The organism is Mucilaginibacter sp. P4_G9 (genome assembly GCF_056400985.1).
Genome location: NZ_JBFUKF010000100.1, coordinates 1 through 15,475, shown reverse-complemented (window position 1 = coordinate 15,475; position 15,475 = coordinate 1). Strand labels below are relative to the sequence as shown.

Annotated in this window: 15 protein-coding genes and 1 pseudogene; 10 read left to right on the top strand and 6 right to left on the bottom strand. The window is 41.4% G+C overall.

Annotation, left to right across the window (positions count from 1 at the left end):
- Positions 1 to 171: 171 nt before the first annotated feature.
- Positions 172 to 1,935 (bottom strand): hypothetical protein, encoded by a 1,764-nt coding sequence (locus AC1DPZ_RS11130; protein WP_477403229.1) that lies wholly within the window; start codon positions 1,933 to 1,935, stop codon positions 172 to 174.
- A 1,208-nt stretch (positions 1,936 to 3,143) separates the two neighbouring features.
- Positions 3,144 to 3,938, bottom strand: a complete 795-nt coding sequence (locus AC1DPZ_RS11125; RefSeq protein ID WP_477403227.1) for an SDR family oxidoreductase — start codon at positions 3,936 to 3,938, stop codon at positions 3,144 to 3,146.
- A 122-nt stretch (positions 3,939 to 4,060) separates the two neighbouring features.
- Here AC1DPZ_RS11125 and AC1DPZ_RS11120 point away from each other — a divergent pair, with 122 nt between their 5' ends.
- Both AC1DPZ_RS11120 and AC1DPZ_RS11115 read left to right on the top strand, forming a co-directional pair.
- Positions 4,061 to 4,438: a winged helix-turn-helix transcriptional regulator gene (locus AC1DPZ_RS11120; protein ID WP_477403225.1), complete on the top strand. Its 378-nt coding sequence runs from the start codon at positions 4,061 to 4,063 to the stop codon at positions 4,436 to 4,438.
- 569 nt (positions 4,439 to 5,007) lie between these two features.
- On the top strand, positions 5,008 to 6,198 hold the full coding sequence (locus AC1DPZ_RS11115) for an IS110 family RNA-guided transposase (RefSeq protein ID WP_477403223.1): 1,191 nt from the start codon (positions 5,008 to 5,010) through the stop codon (positions 6,196 to 6,198).
- Positions 6,199 to 6,626: 428 nt separating this feature from the next.
- Here the strand turns inward: AC1DPZ_RS11115 and AC1DPZ_RS11110 are convergent, their stop codons facing one another.
- On the bottom strand, positions 6,627 to 7,379 hold the full coding sequence (locus AC1DPZ_RS11110; RefSeq protein ID WP_477403221.1) for a nuclear transport factor 2 family protein: 753 nt from the start codon (positions 7,377 to 7,379) through the stop codon (positions 6,627 to 6,629).
- Positions 7,380 to 8,175: 796 nt separating this feature from the next.
- Positions 8,176 to 9,597 (bottom strand): ATP-dependent DNA helicase, encoded by a 1,422-nt coding sequence (locus AC1DPZ_RS11105; protein WP_477403219.1) that lies wholly within the window; start codon positions 9,595 to 9,597, stop codon positions 8,176 to 8,178.
- A 78-nt stretch (positions 9,598 to 9,675) separates the two neighbouring features.
- On the opposite strand from AC1DPZ_RS11105, the gene AC1DPZ_RS11100 reads away from it, so the two are divergent.
- The 3 genes from AC1DPZ_RS11100 to rsmD all read left to right on the top strand — a co-directional run bounded on the left by AC1DPZ_RS11100 (position 9,676) and on the right by rsmD (position 11,560).
- Complete coding sequence (locus tag AC1DPZ_RS11100) at positions 9,676 to 10,140, top strand: hypothetical protein (RefSeq protein ID WP_477403217.1); 465 nt, start codon at positions 9,676 to 9,678, stop codon at positions 10,138 to 10,140.
- An 80-nt stretch (positions 10,141 to 10,220) separates the two neighbouring features.
- Positions 10,221 to 11,033, top strand: coding sequence for a DUF3822 family protein (locus tag AC1DPZ_RS11095; RefSeq protein ID WP_477403215.1), 813 nt, complete (start codon positions 10,221 to 10,223; stop codon positions 11,031 to 11,033).
- Positions 11,009 to 11,560 carry a 16S rRNA (guanine(966)-N(2))-methyltransferase RsmD gene (rsmD, locus tag AC1DPZ_RS11090; protein WP_477403213.1) on the top strand — a complete coding sequence of 184 codons (552 nt, stop codon included), beginning with the start codon at positions 11,009 to 11,011 and terminating at the stop codon, positions 11,558 to 11,560. The genes AC1DPZ_RS11095 and rsmD overlap by 25 nt, the downstream gene beginning before the upstream one ends.
- Here rsmD and AC1DPZ_RS11085 read toward each other — a convergent pair.
- Positions 11,557 to 12,306 (bottom strand): DeoR/GlpR family DNA-binding transcription regulator, encoded by a 750-nt coding sequence (locus AC1DPZ_RS11085; RefSeq protein WP_477403211.1) that lies wholly within the window; start codon positions 12,304 to 12,306, stop codon positions 11,557 to 11,559. The two genes, rsmD and AC1DPZ_RS11085, sit on opposite strands and share 4 nt — an antisense overlap.
- Positions 12,307 to 12,364: 58 nt before the next feature.
- On the opposite strand from AC1DPZ_RS11085, the gene nudK reads away from it, so the two are divergent.
- The 3 genes from nudK (at position 12,365) to coaD (ending at position 13,840) form a co-directional block, all read left to right on the top strand.
- Positions 12,365 to 12,943 (top strand): GDP-mannose pyrophosphatase NudK, encoded by a 579-nt coding sequence (nudK, locus tag AC1DPZ_RS11080; RefSeq protein WP_477403209.1) that lies wholly within the window; start codon positions 12,365 to 12,367, stop codon positions 12,941 to 12,943.
- Entirely contained in the window at positions 12,940 to 13,308 is a 369-nt protein-coding gene (locus AC1DPZ_RS11075) for a DUF4406 domain-containing protein (protein WP_477403207.1), read from the top strand. Before nudK ends, AC1DPZ_RS11075 begins: the two co-directional genes overlap by 4 nt.
- A 70-nt stretch (positions 13,309 to 13,378) precedes the next feature.
- A complete protein-coding gene (gene coaD / locus AC1DPZ_RS11070; protein WP_477403205.1) occupies positions 13,379 to 13,840 on the top strand; it encodes a pantetheine-phosphate adenylyltransferase in 462 nt (153 codons plus the stop codon).
- On the opposite strand, the gene AC1DPZ_RS11065 is transcribed toward coaD, so the two are convergent.
- On the bottom strand, positions 13,809 to 14,447 hold the full coding sequence (locus tag AC1DPZ_RS11065) for an NUDIX hydrolase (protein WP_477403203.1): 639 nt from the start codon (positions 14,445 to 14,447) through the stop codon (positions 13,809 to 13,811). The genes coaD and AC1DPZ_RS11065 overlap by 32 nt on opposite strands.
- Here AC1DPZ_RS11065 and pyrE point away from each other — a divergent pair.
- Positions 14,446 to 15,105, top strand: a complete 660-nt coding sequence (pyrE, locus tag AC1DPZ_RS11060) for an orotate phosphoribosyltransferase (protein ID WP_477403201.1) — start codon at positions 14,446 to 14,448, stop codon at positions 15,103 to 15,105. The two genes, AC1DPZ_RS11065 and pyrE, sit on opposite strands and share 2 nt — an antisense overlap.
- A 147-nt stretch (positions 15,106 to 15,252) precedes the next feature.
- Positions 15,253 to 15,475: pseudogene (locus tag AC1DPZ_RS11055) on the top strand (SRPBCC family protein); the annotation flags it as partial.

The window sequence follows — 15,475 nt, the reverse complement described above, 5'->3', positions numbered from 1 at the left end:
GGGAATAGGCTTTGGCATGAGATTTTAAGCTTATTAGAGCCTTTTAAGACATCTGATTTTTATTGCGCTTAAATCAGATGCCAGGCTAAAATGATCGCACAACTTAGTTTATTGTTCGTTAAAGGGTTAGTTGTGCAACAGCCACGGCACGCGTGCGCCAGCCGGGGGATTTCACTCACCTGGAAATAAAACTGGTGCAACCATTTCGAGTATAGGGGGAGCTTTTCTTAGTCCCAAATCACTAAAATACTCGTTAATAAAAGTAGAGAATGCGACTTGTCTACTTAAAACATATGCCTTCATATCCTCTTCGGATCGAAATTTACGGAAGTTGTCTCTTTTTATGTGATCGGTATATTTTTTTAGCACGTTGTTTAAGGTTACACTTTCCTGCAAAGCAACTTGATGGTAAATCAGGGAATCAATATTAATAATAACCAAAGGCTTAACGTGTAAAGTGTATAAACCTGCTGTTTGGAGTTCTTCCAATTCTGCTTGAAACCAATAGTTAATCAACGTATTAAAACCAGGAACGTTATACTGATGATCATGAACCACAATGACTGGGTAAATAAATACCTCACGATAGTTGTAATTTGTATCAACAGGAAAGTCCTTAATCAATAATCTTTTTATAAATGAGATTAGCTGCATCACACCGACGAGTTTTTCTCTTCCGTTGATCATTTCAAAGTATAGTTTCTTTTCAAACTCATCCTGATACTGAGCATAATCGAAAGACATTTTTGCATCAGCGGGAATGAGAAAATCTTTCGATTCAAATACCAAGATATCGTTTTGTTTTCGCACGTAGTAGTCGGGGCCGCCGGAAATATTTTTTTCCACCAATTCTTGCCCGGAAAATTTTATGCATTTATCAGGAAAGATTATTTCAATTGTTTTATATAACAATATTCTTTCTGAAAAGAAATCACCGAAGAGGCTCTTTAATGCCTTCACTTGTTGCTCTTTAGGTAGCGCATCGTTGACATCACGTAAAAGAAAATAAACCCCTTTAAATATCTTTTCTACCACAAACAAATTAAATATTATCCGGTAGACACCGGCTTTTACTTTATAAAATGGCTTTGAACGCAATGTTAGAAAATCATATTCATTCAAATCTTCCTCGTTTTCGACAATTAATTTATCCAAAAATTCGCAGGATTTTTCAAATTCCACACCTGCGATGACATCAAAATCGGTATAGCTTTCATTTGTATTCTTCATCATGGATAAGGTCAGCGGTAGGAAGCTTTTAAGATATTCCTGCCATGAAGAAACCTTAAAGTGGTTTAAAAATGCTTTATAAAGATCTGTAGTTCTTTCATAATTTTCCAAAAATTGGAACAGTAAAGACGCTTTAAATAGTTGCGTTATCCAAATTTCGTTAATATCATAATGCTGTTTATCCGATACCGGGTAGTTCATACAAAACATCATCATAGGAAAAGCCAAATCTTTATCCAAATCCTTAGTCGATTCGAAAGCCTTTTGCTGAATAGTAGTGTAAGAAGTGTTAAGTACAAGGTATGCTTTGAAAAAGTTAACCTCAAATTCGGAGTTACTTTGGGTTCGTTCTTCGGCAGGGCGTTTGAAAAAGTGTTCAAATAAAGTCAAGCTACTATAGGTGTTTATTATACCAACCTTATTACCCGTAGCCTCCAGTGCCTTGATTTTATCATAAAGCTGATTGGCTAAAGCATTGTTTTCTGCACCAAAAAACATTTTGAGCAACTCTCTATTATCATCATACTTAGATTTATGATTTTTAAAGCCTAATAGGAATGCCGCAACATTTAATATCATGTCTCTACTTCCGCCTGTTAAATATTCTTCTAATGACAGGGGTTGTTCACCAGGAAAAGCGGAGTGAAATTCCAGCAGTAAGCCCATTCTCACCGGATTTCTTATAAGATTTTTTGAAAATTGCATACAAGATTGGTTTTATTCAAAAATAACAAAAATCGCCCCTGCTACCGCAAGCGTTTTTCGCTGCCGCCTCCTGGCTTGTGTGCCCGCTGACAGGTAAACGCCATGCTAAGTATACCCGCTCTCCGAAGTCTTCCGCTGTTCGAATGTCTCCGACTTCGAACGACTATGCCTGTAGTTTGCAACTACCCGTATGGATAGCAAAAGTAGCGCACAGCACAAGTAGTCTGTAGACTACTTTACATATTGGTTCGAAGTCGGAGACATTCGAACAACGCTTTTTTTTTGCAATAGGGATAGAAGTGGATACAGGCCGATGCGGATAAGGCCTGCGCAGTATGAACGTATAGCCCGGACCGCAGGTATTGCCATTTATTTTGCCCAAAAATGACCAGGACGCTAAGGAAAGCCAGAAAATCACTTTGCGCCTTTGCGATCTTTGCGCGAAAAACCTCTTAACTTAATGGCATTGCGCGTGCGCCAGCAGTGCCAGTAGCGGATCGCTTATAATGACGTATTTGCAAACCACTGATTATCAGTGCTATTTTTAATATAATCTATGTCATTGCGAGGCACGAAGCAATCGTATGCTCCCGCTCTCCGAAGTCTTCCGCTGTTCGAATGTCTCCGACTTCGAACGACTATGCCTGTAGTTTGCAAAACCCATATGTATTGCAAAAATAGCGCACAGCACAAGTAGTCTGTAGACTACTTTACATATTGGTTCGAAGTCGGAGACATTCGAACAGCGGTTTTTTTTGCAATAGGGATAGAAGTGGATACCGGCCAATGCGGATAAGGCCTGCGCAGTATGAACGTATAGCCCGGGCCGCAGGTATTGCCATTTATTTTGCCCAAAAATGGCCAGGACGCAAAGGAAAGCCAGAAAGTCACTTTGCGCCTTTGCGATCTTTGCGCGAAAAACCTCTTAACTTAATGGCATTGCGCGTGCGCCAGCAGTGGTTGTGCAGCCACGACACGCGTGCGTCACCAGTGAATAACAAACCGGCGAAAGACTTACGAAGTTTCTGAAACTTCGTAAGTCTGGGATTTCGTGAAGCATCTATTATTTGCAATGCTTCTTCGCCCTGTACAGTCTGCGAATAGATCCTTCACTGCGTTCAGGATGACAAACCCTGGCTGTCATGGCTGTTTTGAGCTTCTACTAAACTTGTTACTACTTTTGGTAAATTCATGGTTTATGTATTTTGTTAAACTGTTGGTATCGTTCCTCCGTCTATCACAAATTCGGTCCCGGTGAGATAGCCGGCCCTCGGCGAAACTAAAAAGCCTACCAGTTCTGCCACCTCTTCGGGTTGCGCCGGTCTGCCCATCGGTATGCCGCCTAAAGCAGCCATTACGCTTTGTTTCGCTTTATCGATCGTAATATTCGAGCTCTTTGAGATCCGCTCCATCATTCGTTCAGATGATTCCGTCATGATCCATCCCGGTGATACCGTTAACACACGTACACCTTTTGGTGCAACCTCTTTGGATAATCCTTTACTATAGTTAATGAGCGCCGCTTTGGCCGCAGCATAAGGCAAAGTAGAATCGTGCAGTGGCAGCTTGCCCTGGATAGAAGCGATGTGTATAATTACCCCGCAGCCACGATCCAGCATTTGCGGTAAAAAGCCTCTGTCTAAACTAACAGGAGCCAATAAATTGGTTCGGATGGATGACTCCCAATCTTCGTTGGTGAGCACGGCAAATCCTCCTCCGGGTGTATCTGAGCCGCCAAGATTATTCACAAGTATATCCAGCCTGCCAAATTTTTCCAGTACTTCATGAACAACTTTGGCTGTCCCCTCCGGCTTGCTCAGGTCAGCAGAAATAAAATGAAAGTCCTGATTGTTATGCTCAGGCTTATTCCTGGCCGTAGTAATTATGGTCGCGCCTGCTGCCTGTAACCGTTGCACAATAGCTTTACCGGCACCCTTCGTGCCTCCGGTCACCAGGGCGATCTTGCCTGAGAGTTCATCTGATAAATTAAGTTGCTTTTCCATAGTTATTTGTTTTGTACAAATTTCGGCAGTACATAAACTCCTAACAAGTACGGGCTTACGATTCACATAGGGAGAAATTTATCCCTATTGTTCGCATCGCGTAACACGGCTATATTTGTGATATGTATGAAAGAAAGATCTTACCTTACCTGAATTGCGGCCTTGATCTGGTAGGAGAAGTGCTTTATGGAAAGTGGAAGATCCGCATATTATGGTTCATTCATGAAGGACATAAACGCCCAAGTGAATTACAGCGCAAGATACCCGATGTTTCCAGGAGGGTTTTGAACATCCAGCTGAAAGAGTTGGAAGAACACGAATTGGTTACCAGAAAGATTTATGCGGTAATGCCGCCCAAAGTGGAGTATGATCTTACGGATTTCGGTAAAACATTGGTACCGATCATGCACACTATCGGGCTTTGGGGTGATGAACACCAGGAGCGCTTGAAAAGGGTAATATTAAAGCAATTTCAGGATAACGAAGCAAATGAAGCCTGATCGCTTGAATGATCAACTATTGACGACGCAAGCTGTATGATGGAGTATAGCCGCTGTTCGAATGTCTCCGACTTCGAACGACAATGCCTGTAGTTTATAACTACCCGTATGTATAGCAAAAGTAGCGCACAGCACAAGTAGTTTGTGGACTACTTTACATATTGGTTCGAAGTCGGAGACATTCGAACAGTGGTTTTTTTTTGCAATAGGGATAGAAGTGGATACAGGCCAATGCGGATAAGGCCTGCGCAGTATGAAACGTATAGCCCGGGCCGCAGGTATTGCCATTTATTTCGCCCAAAAATGGCCAGGACGCTAAGGAAAGCCAGAAAATTACTTTGCTTCTTTGCGATCTTTGCGCGAAAAAACTCTTAACTTAATGGCATTGCGCGGGTGACAGCAGTGGGGAGTCAGCAGTGAATAACAAATCGGCGAAAGACTTACGAAGTAATTATGTAAGAAAAGCATAGCGCAGTGTATGCGGTCATCCTCTTAGAGAGAGGGCCGAAATTTAATTTTAAAGCGATAACTTAAAGTTTCGCAATGATTAACAATTAAATAACTGCGCTATGCTACGTACAAATTTGCAAAAACAAAATGATTTTACCGGCCAGGACTTTTATATAGGGCTGGATGTTCACAAGCACTCGTGGTATGTAACTATCAGGAGTCTTAAAATAGAAGTAGGGCACTTCACACAAGTGCCGGATGCRGYGGCGCTGCATCAGTATTTACAGCGAAACTTTCCCGGAGGGCGGTATCATTCGGCTTATGAAGCAGGTTTTTGCGGGACAGGAGCTCATGAACAGCTTTGTAARGCTGGAATAGATAATATCATTGTGCATGCTGCCGATGTGCCATGTACKGATAAGCAGAAAAAGAGTAAAACGGACCAGCGTGACAGTCGGGCGATCGCGGACCACCTGGAGCGGGGCAACCTGCATGGCATATATGTATTAAGCCAGGAGCAACAGGAATTGCGGAGCTTGTTTCGTTTACGGCAATGTAAGGTAAAGGATACTACGCGGGCGAATAACCGGCTAAAAAGTTTTCTGATGTATTATAGCATAATAATACCGGAGAGCGTGTCAAAGCGCGGCGATCTGACAGGCAGAGCACTGACCTGGTTGGATATGGAACTGCAGAGTGCAKCCGGAACCATTGYCCTGCAACAGTACGTAGCAGAGTTAAAGTATCAGCGTAAGCAATTGTTTGAGCTAACYAAAATCCTCAGAGAGCAGGTGATGGCTTGCGATAAACAAACCTACATCAATCTGATTACCGTACCCGGTATGGGCAGTATTACAGCCATGGGTTTAATAGCAGAGATTGGGGATTTCAGGCGTTTTGATGATCCGGACCACTATGCCAGCCTTTTGGGCCTTTGTCCATGGGAAGACAGTTCCGGCGATTGCATCAAAACAAAAGGTATGCAACCGCGGTGCAAYAGTCATCTTCGACCATTGCTGATAGAAGCCTCATGGCATTCGATAAGAAAATCCCGTAACATGTTTGCTTATTACAGCAAACATGCAGGAGGCAAGAATGGCAAAAAGGCAATTGTGAAGGTAGCCCGTAAACTGTCCATGATAGCYCGGGGAGTGGYAATGTCAGGCCAGCCTTATCAGGAGGATTACCAAAAGAACAACAACGATCAGCACCCAGTGAAAAAAGGGAAAGCGGAAAGGTTTTCTTTAGGCATTACGAAACAGCATATAAATAAACAGCCARGCTATGGGCGATTGCCTATGCCTGGCTGATATGCTTTATTCGGCTGTAATATCCCTGGCGGTTGCTCCTCAGCAGAGCCGCTTCCGTTTCTTACAGCATAGTAAATTTATTAAACATGKTCAGTTAAAAAAATTGTATCTCAATCAACACCAAGAGGAAAACGCACCATCGAAAACTGTATTTAATTACATTGCGAAGTATTCGTACCTCTTTTAATTACACACAATTACTGGCGGCTTTTGATCGCATATAGCAGTTGGAGTCTTTTTTTGATACTGAAATAAAATTGTACCTTTATGTGACTAAAAAATCTCATACCTGTTTGCTATGCTTTTCTACATAGCAGTTTTACAAACTTCGTAAGTCTGGGATTTCTACAACTTGTCACTGATAACTCGTTTCACCATCCCACAGGACACGCTAACGAAATAAATCCGAGACAAACCTTTTAAAACTTTTAAAACATATCCCCAGCCTCAACACCTTCGGGTACGGGCTGCTCGGCACTCCAGTGTTCGGCAATCTTATCCTGCTCAACCCTGAAGATGTCATAAAGCACAAACGCCTCCCCGCCTCTTTTAAATTGAGACTGAACTACTACAAAATCTCCTTCGGCTATTAACCGGTGGATTTTGATTTCGCGATCATGCCCGGCAAACAGGTAATTCACCAGGCCTTTACCGCTGCTGATTACGGATGGATCGTGCTCAATATAATCCGGCTTAATAAGCCCGGCAGGCAATTGCTTTTTGATAACAGCCTCATAAAACCTGTTCACCACCTGTTTACTATTTTGTGCCGATGCCGTTTGGTCGATAGCTGCCGTGCCATTGGTGGCGGTAATGGCCTGGCCGGTTTGGTCGGGCATTTCCTGTATAACATCCCAATGTTCGGCCAGCATGCCTTCCTTTAGCTTAAACAGATCGATAACCACCAGGTGTTTGCCCATGAATGAAATATCCAGGTGGGTTATAACCAGGTCGCCTTCCTGAATGGTCCTGATAATGGGTGATGGCGCGTCGGTCGGTGGCGGCGGCAATGTTTTTAAATAGTTGATCATTGCGGTGATGCCTGCCCTACCCTGGGCAACGGTTGGGTTATGTTGTTTGTAATCTTCCAACACAAATTCGGGGATGAGTTCGGCCTTGCGCTGACGGACGATCAGCTTATAAAATGATAGCACTTTTTGTTTATTTGACAGGATATTCATGTTTGTATTTTAATTTAATGGCCAGACTTATGCTTATTTAAAACGCATGAGTCAAATGCCGATATATCTGTATATTTCTTTACAGAAGTGTAATATTTATTGATAAAACTTGAAGATTAGCGCTGAAAAATTATGGCATAGCAAACACTTGCGCCGGGCATTCAGCGTTTCAGAAAACCTGGATTAACAGGCCGGATTTTTGGCAATCCTTGTTTGGTATGTTGTTAAAGTAATTATGGTATAAAGATAGTTTTTTAGGATGAAGGATTTATGGATTATGGATTTATGGATAAAGGATTTTTGGACAAAGGATGAAAGACAAAGGATTTTTGGACAAAGGATAAAAGACTCGGGGCAATCGCTTTTAAAAAGGAGGCACCTACGGAGCCAGGGTTAAGGCACTTTTTCGCTATAAACACATAACTCCGCTGGAGTTGGAAATGGTTGGGGTGTGTCACTGACTCCGTAGGAGTCGCGTGTTTATAGCGCAAGAAAACCCAAAAGCCGGGCTCCGTAGGTGCCTCCCTGCTGGCTTTTAATTTTAAAAGCGATTGCTATGATGAATGGCTTTTTTTAATATAGATTTTGGGGAAAGGGGGATTTAAACATCTGTTAAYCCATATTAAAAAAGTGTTCCAGGTTGATGTTTTTATTGGATGTACGACAACACGTGTCGTACATAAATTTTTTTAATACCTCCATAAAAAACTCATTGTCAATTAATTATAACAAATTAAACCTGTTTCATGATTTTTTTGTGCACTTGTTCACTCAGTTGAAACGGAACACCTGATCACTAAAACTCAGCCGGGACTTTATAAAACCTGTTATCAAAATTCACTAAAAACAGTTCGGTAGTGGCACGGGTAATGGCGGTATAAAACCAGCGCAGGAAATCCATGTTGATCATTTCGTCGGTTACGTAGCCCTGGTCAACAAAAACGGCATCCCATTGGCCGCCCTGGGCCTTGTGGCAGGTAATGGCATAGGCGAATTTGATCTGCAGGGCATTGTAATACGGGTTCAGCTTCAGCTCGTTATGCATGGCCCTTTTATTGGTAAGGTGGGCATAATCTTTCATAACCTCCTCGTAAAACTTCTTTTGATTTTCCTGTGATAATGCCGGCGAATCGGCATACAGGGTATCCAGCAGTATCTTACAATCCAGTACCGGGTCTTCGGCATAATCAATAAACTCTATCTGCACATCAGCGAAGCGGAAGCCATACATATCCTCTGTACGGCGCACCTTCCTGATGCGGGCAATATCGCCATTGGCAATAAAATCTGTACTGTTTTCGTCGTTATCCTTAAGCCAGAAGTAGTTGTTTTTAACCACCATGATCTGGTCGCCCCCGGTGAGTTCTTCCTCGCGGTACAGTATCCGGTTGCGGATCTGCCCGTTATATAGGTTAGCGTTCTTGTTTGAGCGACAAATAATAAGCGTGCGATCATACCCGTACTTATTATAGGCGTAGTTTAATCCCTCCTCCAATCGCTCGCCCGTCATCCTGAAAACATCCTTATAGCCTTTCGTAACTATTTTAGGAGTAGTTATTTCTTCCAGGCGGATGATATCTCGGATAGCCGTAGCATTAAATAAAATCCCCGAATCCTTTTGCTGGCGAAGCACATCCGTAAGTTCATACTTAAACACATTAAGCCTGAACTTCCCCTTCATGATCTTTTCGTCGAGCGCAGGGCTGTTATCAGAGCCTACAGGCGGCAGCTGGGCGGTATCGCCTACCAGTACCAGTTTGCAATTTTTATCGTTGTACGCATACCTTACCAGGTCGTACAGCAAAGATGCGTGGCCCGCAACGGGTTCATCACTTATCATTGATGCCTCGTCAACTATAAACAGCGTATCGCTGGCCAGGTTATCGGCAATAGCAAAGCCACCATCCATGGTAAGCGCCGATTTTTTACGGTAGATGCGTTTATGAATAGTAAAGGCCTTTTTACCCGAGTAATTGGTGATCACCTTAGCAGCCCGCCCCGTTGGCGCCAGTAATACCGACCTGTAATTATATTGCTTTAGCGCTTTTACCAGCGCCCCCAATACGGTGGTTTTGCCGGTACCGGCGTATCCCCTCAGGATAAAACATTCGTCGCCGTCACGGCTCTGTAAAAAGGCATGCAGGCGGTCAAACAGTTCCAGTTGCTGGCCGGTTGGGGTATGCGGAAATGCTTTGCGGATATGATCAATTTCTGCCACTTTACAAAAATGATGATAAGTAATTGAAAAACCTTTACCCTTACTAAAAAGCTAACAGGATAAGTTATAAATTTGGCCATGGAATTTAATGAAGATAAGGTAGAAGAACAAGAAGAGGATTTTGTAGATATCTATTCAAAACGGGCCATTTTCGGTTTTTCTATTTTCAGTTTTTTATTTGCCGGCGTTTTGCTTATTCTTAATTTATGGGCGGCCGGGTATAAAAAAGTTATAACCCAGGTTTTACTTTTCCTGGTGGTTTTTTATTTAATATATATTAACGCAATAAGGTATTCGGGCATTAAGATAGATCCTGAATTAATTAAAAAGGCTTCGTCGGGCACGCCCTTAACATTTACACAACTATTACCAATGTTGGAGCTTCTGGGTTTAATTATAGCACTCAACATTATAGCTGGGCTAATACTGACAAAGTACTTCTTTAAAAAGTATTTTCCTGACGATGATTATTATCCTAAACCTATCTGGCGGCCCTTAATTATTTACATTCTGTTATCTCTTTTTTCAAGGCTGCTGGTTTAAAGTTTCACCCAACAATGAAAGCATATTTAATAGTTGCCTATAGGGTATCTGCTAAAAAATATTACTTTTGTTAAACTGGCATGAGCGAACACAACTACAATTACCATGATGATACCTTTAGCCTTGATAAGGCGCAAGGTTATAATTTATTGATACAAATTGATAAAACATCGTTTTCGTACGCTGTAAGCGATCAAAACAAACTTATCGCCCTGGCTGATAAGCACCCGCTSGATGAATTAAACGATCCACAGGAATTGTTGGACCTGTTATCTGCAAGCTATAAAAATGTAGTTATAGGTTTACCCGCAACCGGCTTTTCGCTTTTGCCACAAAACCTTTTCAACCAGGATAAACTGGCCGATCTGGCCCGTTTCCTTGATGTAAAGGCAGACGAAAAAGTTTTGAGCCAGCCATTAGATAATAAAAACATTATTATTTATAAAACACCCGGCGATGTACTAAACGCTGCAGAGGAGTTTGGTTTACGTAATACCGTATTTTCATCCAAAGGATGGCTAAATGCCATAGCCAATAACCAGCCCGGCGACAGTGACCTATATTTGAATATCAACGGTGAAACGGCTGAAATAGCCAACTTCGGCTTTAGTAAATTGCGCTTTTATAATACTTTTGAGTTTACCGGCGAAGATGAACTGGCTTATTTTGTCTCGTTAGTAACCAGCGAACTTAGTTTACAACCCGCCCACACTTCTRTTTATGCGAGTGGGGAGGTTAATACCGGCGATAAAAATATGAGCCGTTTAGCTGAGTTTTTTGGCAAGGTGGAGATCAACACTGTAACGCCACTTCTGTTACCTTCAGAAATTGAAGGTCATAAAATACTGTCACTTTCTGCTCTTTCATTATGCGTATCATCGGAGGCTCTTTAAGAGGTTTAAGGCTTAACCCACCTAAAAACCTTCCGGTACGCCCTACTACCGACCTGGCCAAGGAAGCCTTGTTTAATATCCTGCTAAATCAAATAGAATTCGAGGGCATCAAGGTACTCGATCTGTTTAGCGGCACAGGCAATATCTCATTGGAGTTTGCTTCGAGGGGCGCTGCCGAAGTTATATCGGTTGACCGCAGCATTCATTGTGTTAATTACCTGAAAGATACATCGCGCCAGCATAAGCTAACCCAAATAAAAGCTTATAAAGAAGATGTGTTCAAATATCTCCAGATAGAAACGGAACAATATGACCTTGTATTTGCCGACCCCCCCTATGACCTGAATAAGATCCCCGACATACCAAAAATTGTTTTTGAAAGGAATATTCTTTTGCCTGGCGCATTATTGATAGTTGAGCATCAATCAATGCAAAACATAAGTCAGCACCCGGCTTTTGTGGAGCAGCGTAAGTATGGACATTCGTCGTTTTCATTTTTTAGGAACAATGTGATGGAGTCTGTTTAATCAATCTTTAAAAGCACTAAAGCGGTATCAGCAAAAAGTTTAAGCTTTTCATCATCGGCATTGGTAATAATAGCGTCAACCTGGTTTATATCTGCAAATTTCAAATAAGTTTCGTTACCTATTTTACCGGCATCGCATAATATATAGGCAAAAGCGCTTTGGCTAATATAAGCTGATGTTATTTCTGCTTCAAGTTCACTATTTGCAAATAAACCGTTTGGCGATACCCCGTCAACCCCTAAAAAAGCCTTCCCGGCCCTGTATCGGCCAATATGCTCGTTGGCTGCTTTACCATGTACAGCCTGCCTTTTGCTGTCAAACTCGCCCCCAACAATATTCAAGGAGACCGAACAGTTTTGCAATTCATAAATTACAGGTAACGAGTTGGTTATCACCCTTATCTTTTTATTTTTTATAAACTGGCACAGCCTAAAAACCGTGCTGCCGCAGTCCATAAAAATAATATCTCCGTCGTGAATATGCTCGGCAGCTTTGCGGCAAATGTTGTCTTTAACGCTTGAATTTTGGGCCGCCTTATTTACAAAGTCCTGCGGTTTTGCTAAAGGATCAACCTTCATGGCGCCACCATGAGTACGGTAAAGTAAACCATCGCTGGCAAGCTGGTTTAAATCGCGCCTGGCAGTTATCTCCGAGATAGCCAGTGTTGCGGCTAATTCTTTAATATCAACCTCACCTAAACTACTTAGTTTATCAAGTATTTTCTGTTTTCTTTTTTGAAAGCTCATTTAAATATTGTTGATTTGTTCAAAATTAATCATAATCGATCAAATTCAGTCAAATTATATGGATAAAATAAAAATCTTAAATATCGATATCCTATCAAATAATTGGTATACGCTAAATAAAATAACCTTTGAGGCAACAAAAAAAGATGGTACGGTATTGTTACTTAGCCGCGAAGCCTATGACAGAGGCAACGGTGCAACCATCCTTTTATACAATGCTGCTAATAAATCTATAATACTTACCAGGCAATTCCGCATGCCTACTTACATCAATGGTAATACAAGCGGAATGCTTATAGAAAGCTGTGCGGGATTACTTGATAAGAATAACGCCGAAGATTGTATTAGGAAAGAAACTGAGGAAGAAACCGGCTACCAGGTTAGTAATGTAAAAAAAGTGTTCGAGGCCTATATGTCGCCGGGATCGGTGACAGAAATACTCTACTTTTTTATAGCCGAGTATACAAAAGACATGAAAGTTAGCAATGGCGGTGGTCTTGACGAGGAGAACGAAAATATAGAAGTGCTGGAATTACCATTTGCCGAAGCCTTGCAAATGATGCACAATGGCGAAATAAGAGATGCTAAAACCATAATGCTTTTACAATATGCCCAGATTAATAATTTAATATCATGACGAACAAAATTTTAACAATATTAATTGCAGGCCCGTACCGTTCAGGCACAAATGATAACCCGGAATTAATGGCAGAAAATTTAAGGAAAATGGAAGAAGCAGCACTTCCTATATTCAGGGCCGGCCATATCCCTGTAATTGGCGAATGGTTTGCGCTACCTCTTTTAAAACAGGCCGGCTCAAAATATCCGGGCGATAAAGCGTATCAGGAAATTTCATATCCTGTATCGCGGCGTATACTGGCCAAATGCGATGCCATTTTAAGGATTTCAGGTGAATCTAAAGGAGCTGATGAAGATGTTAGAATAGCAAAAGAACATGGCATAAAAGTTTATTACCAACTGGAAGATATTATAGCGCTTTAAATTCAATCTAATATAATCAAACATTAAAAATCATTGTTACTTTTGGTGGAAGCATTAACACTACCCTATTATGAAGATCGCTCTTTTCCCGGGTTCGTTTGATCCGGTTACCAAGGCCCACGTTGACATTGTGAAAAGATCAGTTGATCTGTTTGATAAGGTCTACATTGGGATTGGTGCAAACAGCAGCAAAAAAGGCTTATTAAGTATTGAAACCCGGGAGCAAATGCTGAGAGCCGTTTTTAAGCACGATGAGCGGATTCATATTATTGCTTATGAAGGCCTTACGGTTAACTTTTGCAAAAGCATTGGTGCCACGTACATGATCAGAGGAATCCGTACTGTATCCGATTTTGAGTACGAAAAAGCCATTGCCCAAATGAACCACGCCCTGGTGCCCGATATTGAAAGTATTTTCATAGTAAGCAAACCAGGTTATTCATCCATCARCTCAACTATAGTGCGCGAAATTATGCGCCATCATGGTGATGTTGCCCAATTTATCCCTTCTGAGGCATTAGCCTATTTATAGCCAGTTTTTCTTTATGTAATACATCCAAAATAGATGGAAAGGTATTATCAATTATAGGTTCAATATGATGTTTTTCAAACCAGCGCACATCCGTAATACCTTCTTCTTTTTGCGGTTTTAACTTTTCTCTGCCCTTGCAATCCATGTTAAACCAGTGTGTTTTCTTAAGCACCACATCACCACGATTAATATAAACATGGTAAGTTTTACATATCTTATCTTTAAGCTTGTTCACTTTTATACCACACTCTTCCTCTACCTCGCGCACAGCCGCCTCTTTAACCTTTTCGTCCTTTTCAATTTTACCCTTTGGCAAGTCCCATTTATCATTACGGTAAATAAATAAATAGTGCCCCGCGGTATTCTTAACAAGTCCGCCGGCGGCCTCAATAAGTGTTATATTTTTCTTAACAGATCTTAAAAACTCTTTGGCATTATTGCATTTTATATAGAACAGTTTTTTGGGATTAGCCAGTATCCAGGTATAAATTATTTTAAGATCAAAGGTCTCTGCTTCAAGCTTTTCATAACTTTCAACATTATGAGGTTCTGATTCTGTTAGCAGGATAACCTTTTCGTTAATATAAATTCTGTATTTTTGAGCCATGTTTAATAATAATGAGATAGAACAGCAGGTTGCCGAATTCCTGCTGCAAATTAAAGCAATTAAATTACAACCTAATAATCCTTTTACATGGGCTTCAGGATGGAAATCGCCTATCTATTGCGATAACCGCGTAACGCTCTCTCATCCATCAATCCGTACCTATATCAGGCAGCAATTAACTGTTATTATCCAGGAAAAATTTGGCAGTGTTGGCTGCATAGCAGGTGTTGCCACTGCGGGGATACCACAAGGCGCATTGGTAGCGCAGGAATTGGGGCTTCCGTTTATATACGTACGCGCCAAAGCAAAAGAACATGGCACCGGCAGTTTAATTGAAGGAGATATAACTACTACTACCGGCAAAAGAGTTGTTGTAATTGAGGACCTGATATCAACCGGAAAAAGCAGCCTACAGGCTGTTGACGCATTAAAAACCGCCGGTTTTGAAGTTGCGGGCCTTGCAGCCATATTCAGCTATGGATTTGATGTAGCCACAGAAAATTTCAAGAATGCAGGTTGCCCCTTTGTTACCCTGTCAAACTATAATGCACTTATTAAATACGCCGGGGAAAACCAATATATTACCGAAAAAGATGTTGCCATTTTAAAACAATGGCGCGTAGCACCCTCGACATGGGGACAAATTGCATCGAGTTAAACAGTTGATTTTTAATACCTTTACAAATTTCTCTGATTTGTATTAACTTTGATTCATTGAATTGAAGGATTTTGATTAATACTTTTCACCCCGTCTCAAACGGCAAAGCCCTCAACTAAGTTAATCTAATATCTCACATCTACATCAATGACTACGTTCACCAGCGCTATCAGCATAAACAAACCCATAACTGAGATATACAGTTACCTGGCCGATTTTAATAATCACCAGAAACTAATGCCTGATAACATACAGGAATGGGTATCTACCGCAGATGAGGCCAGCTTTAGCATACCAAATATGGCCAAACTGTCATTAAAAATAGAAAGCCGCATAATTAATGAGGAAATTGTGATTGTACCATTGTACC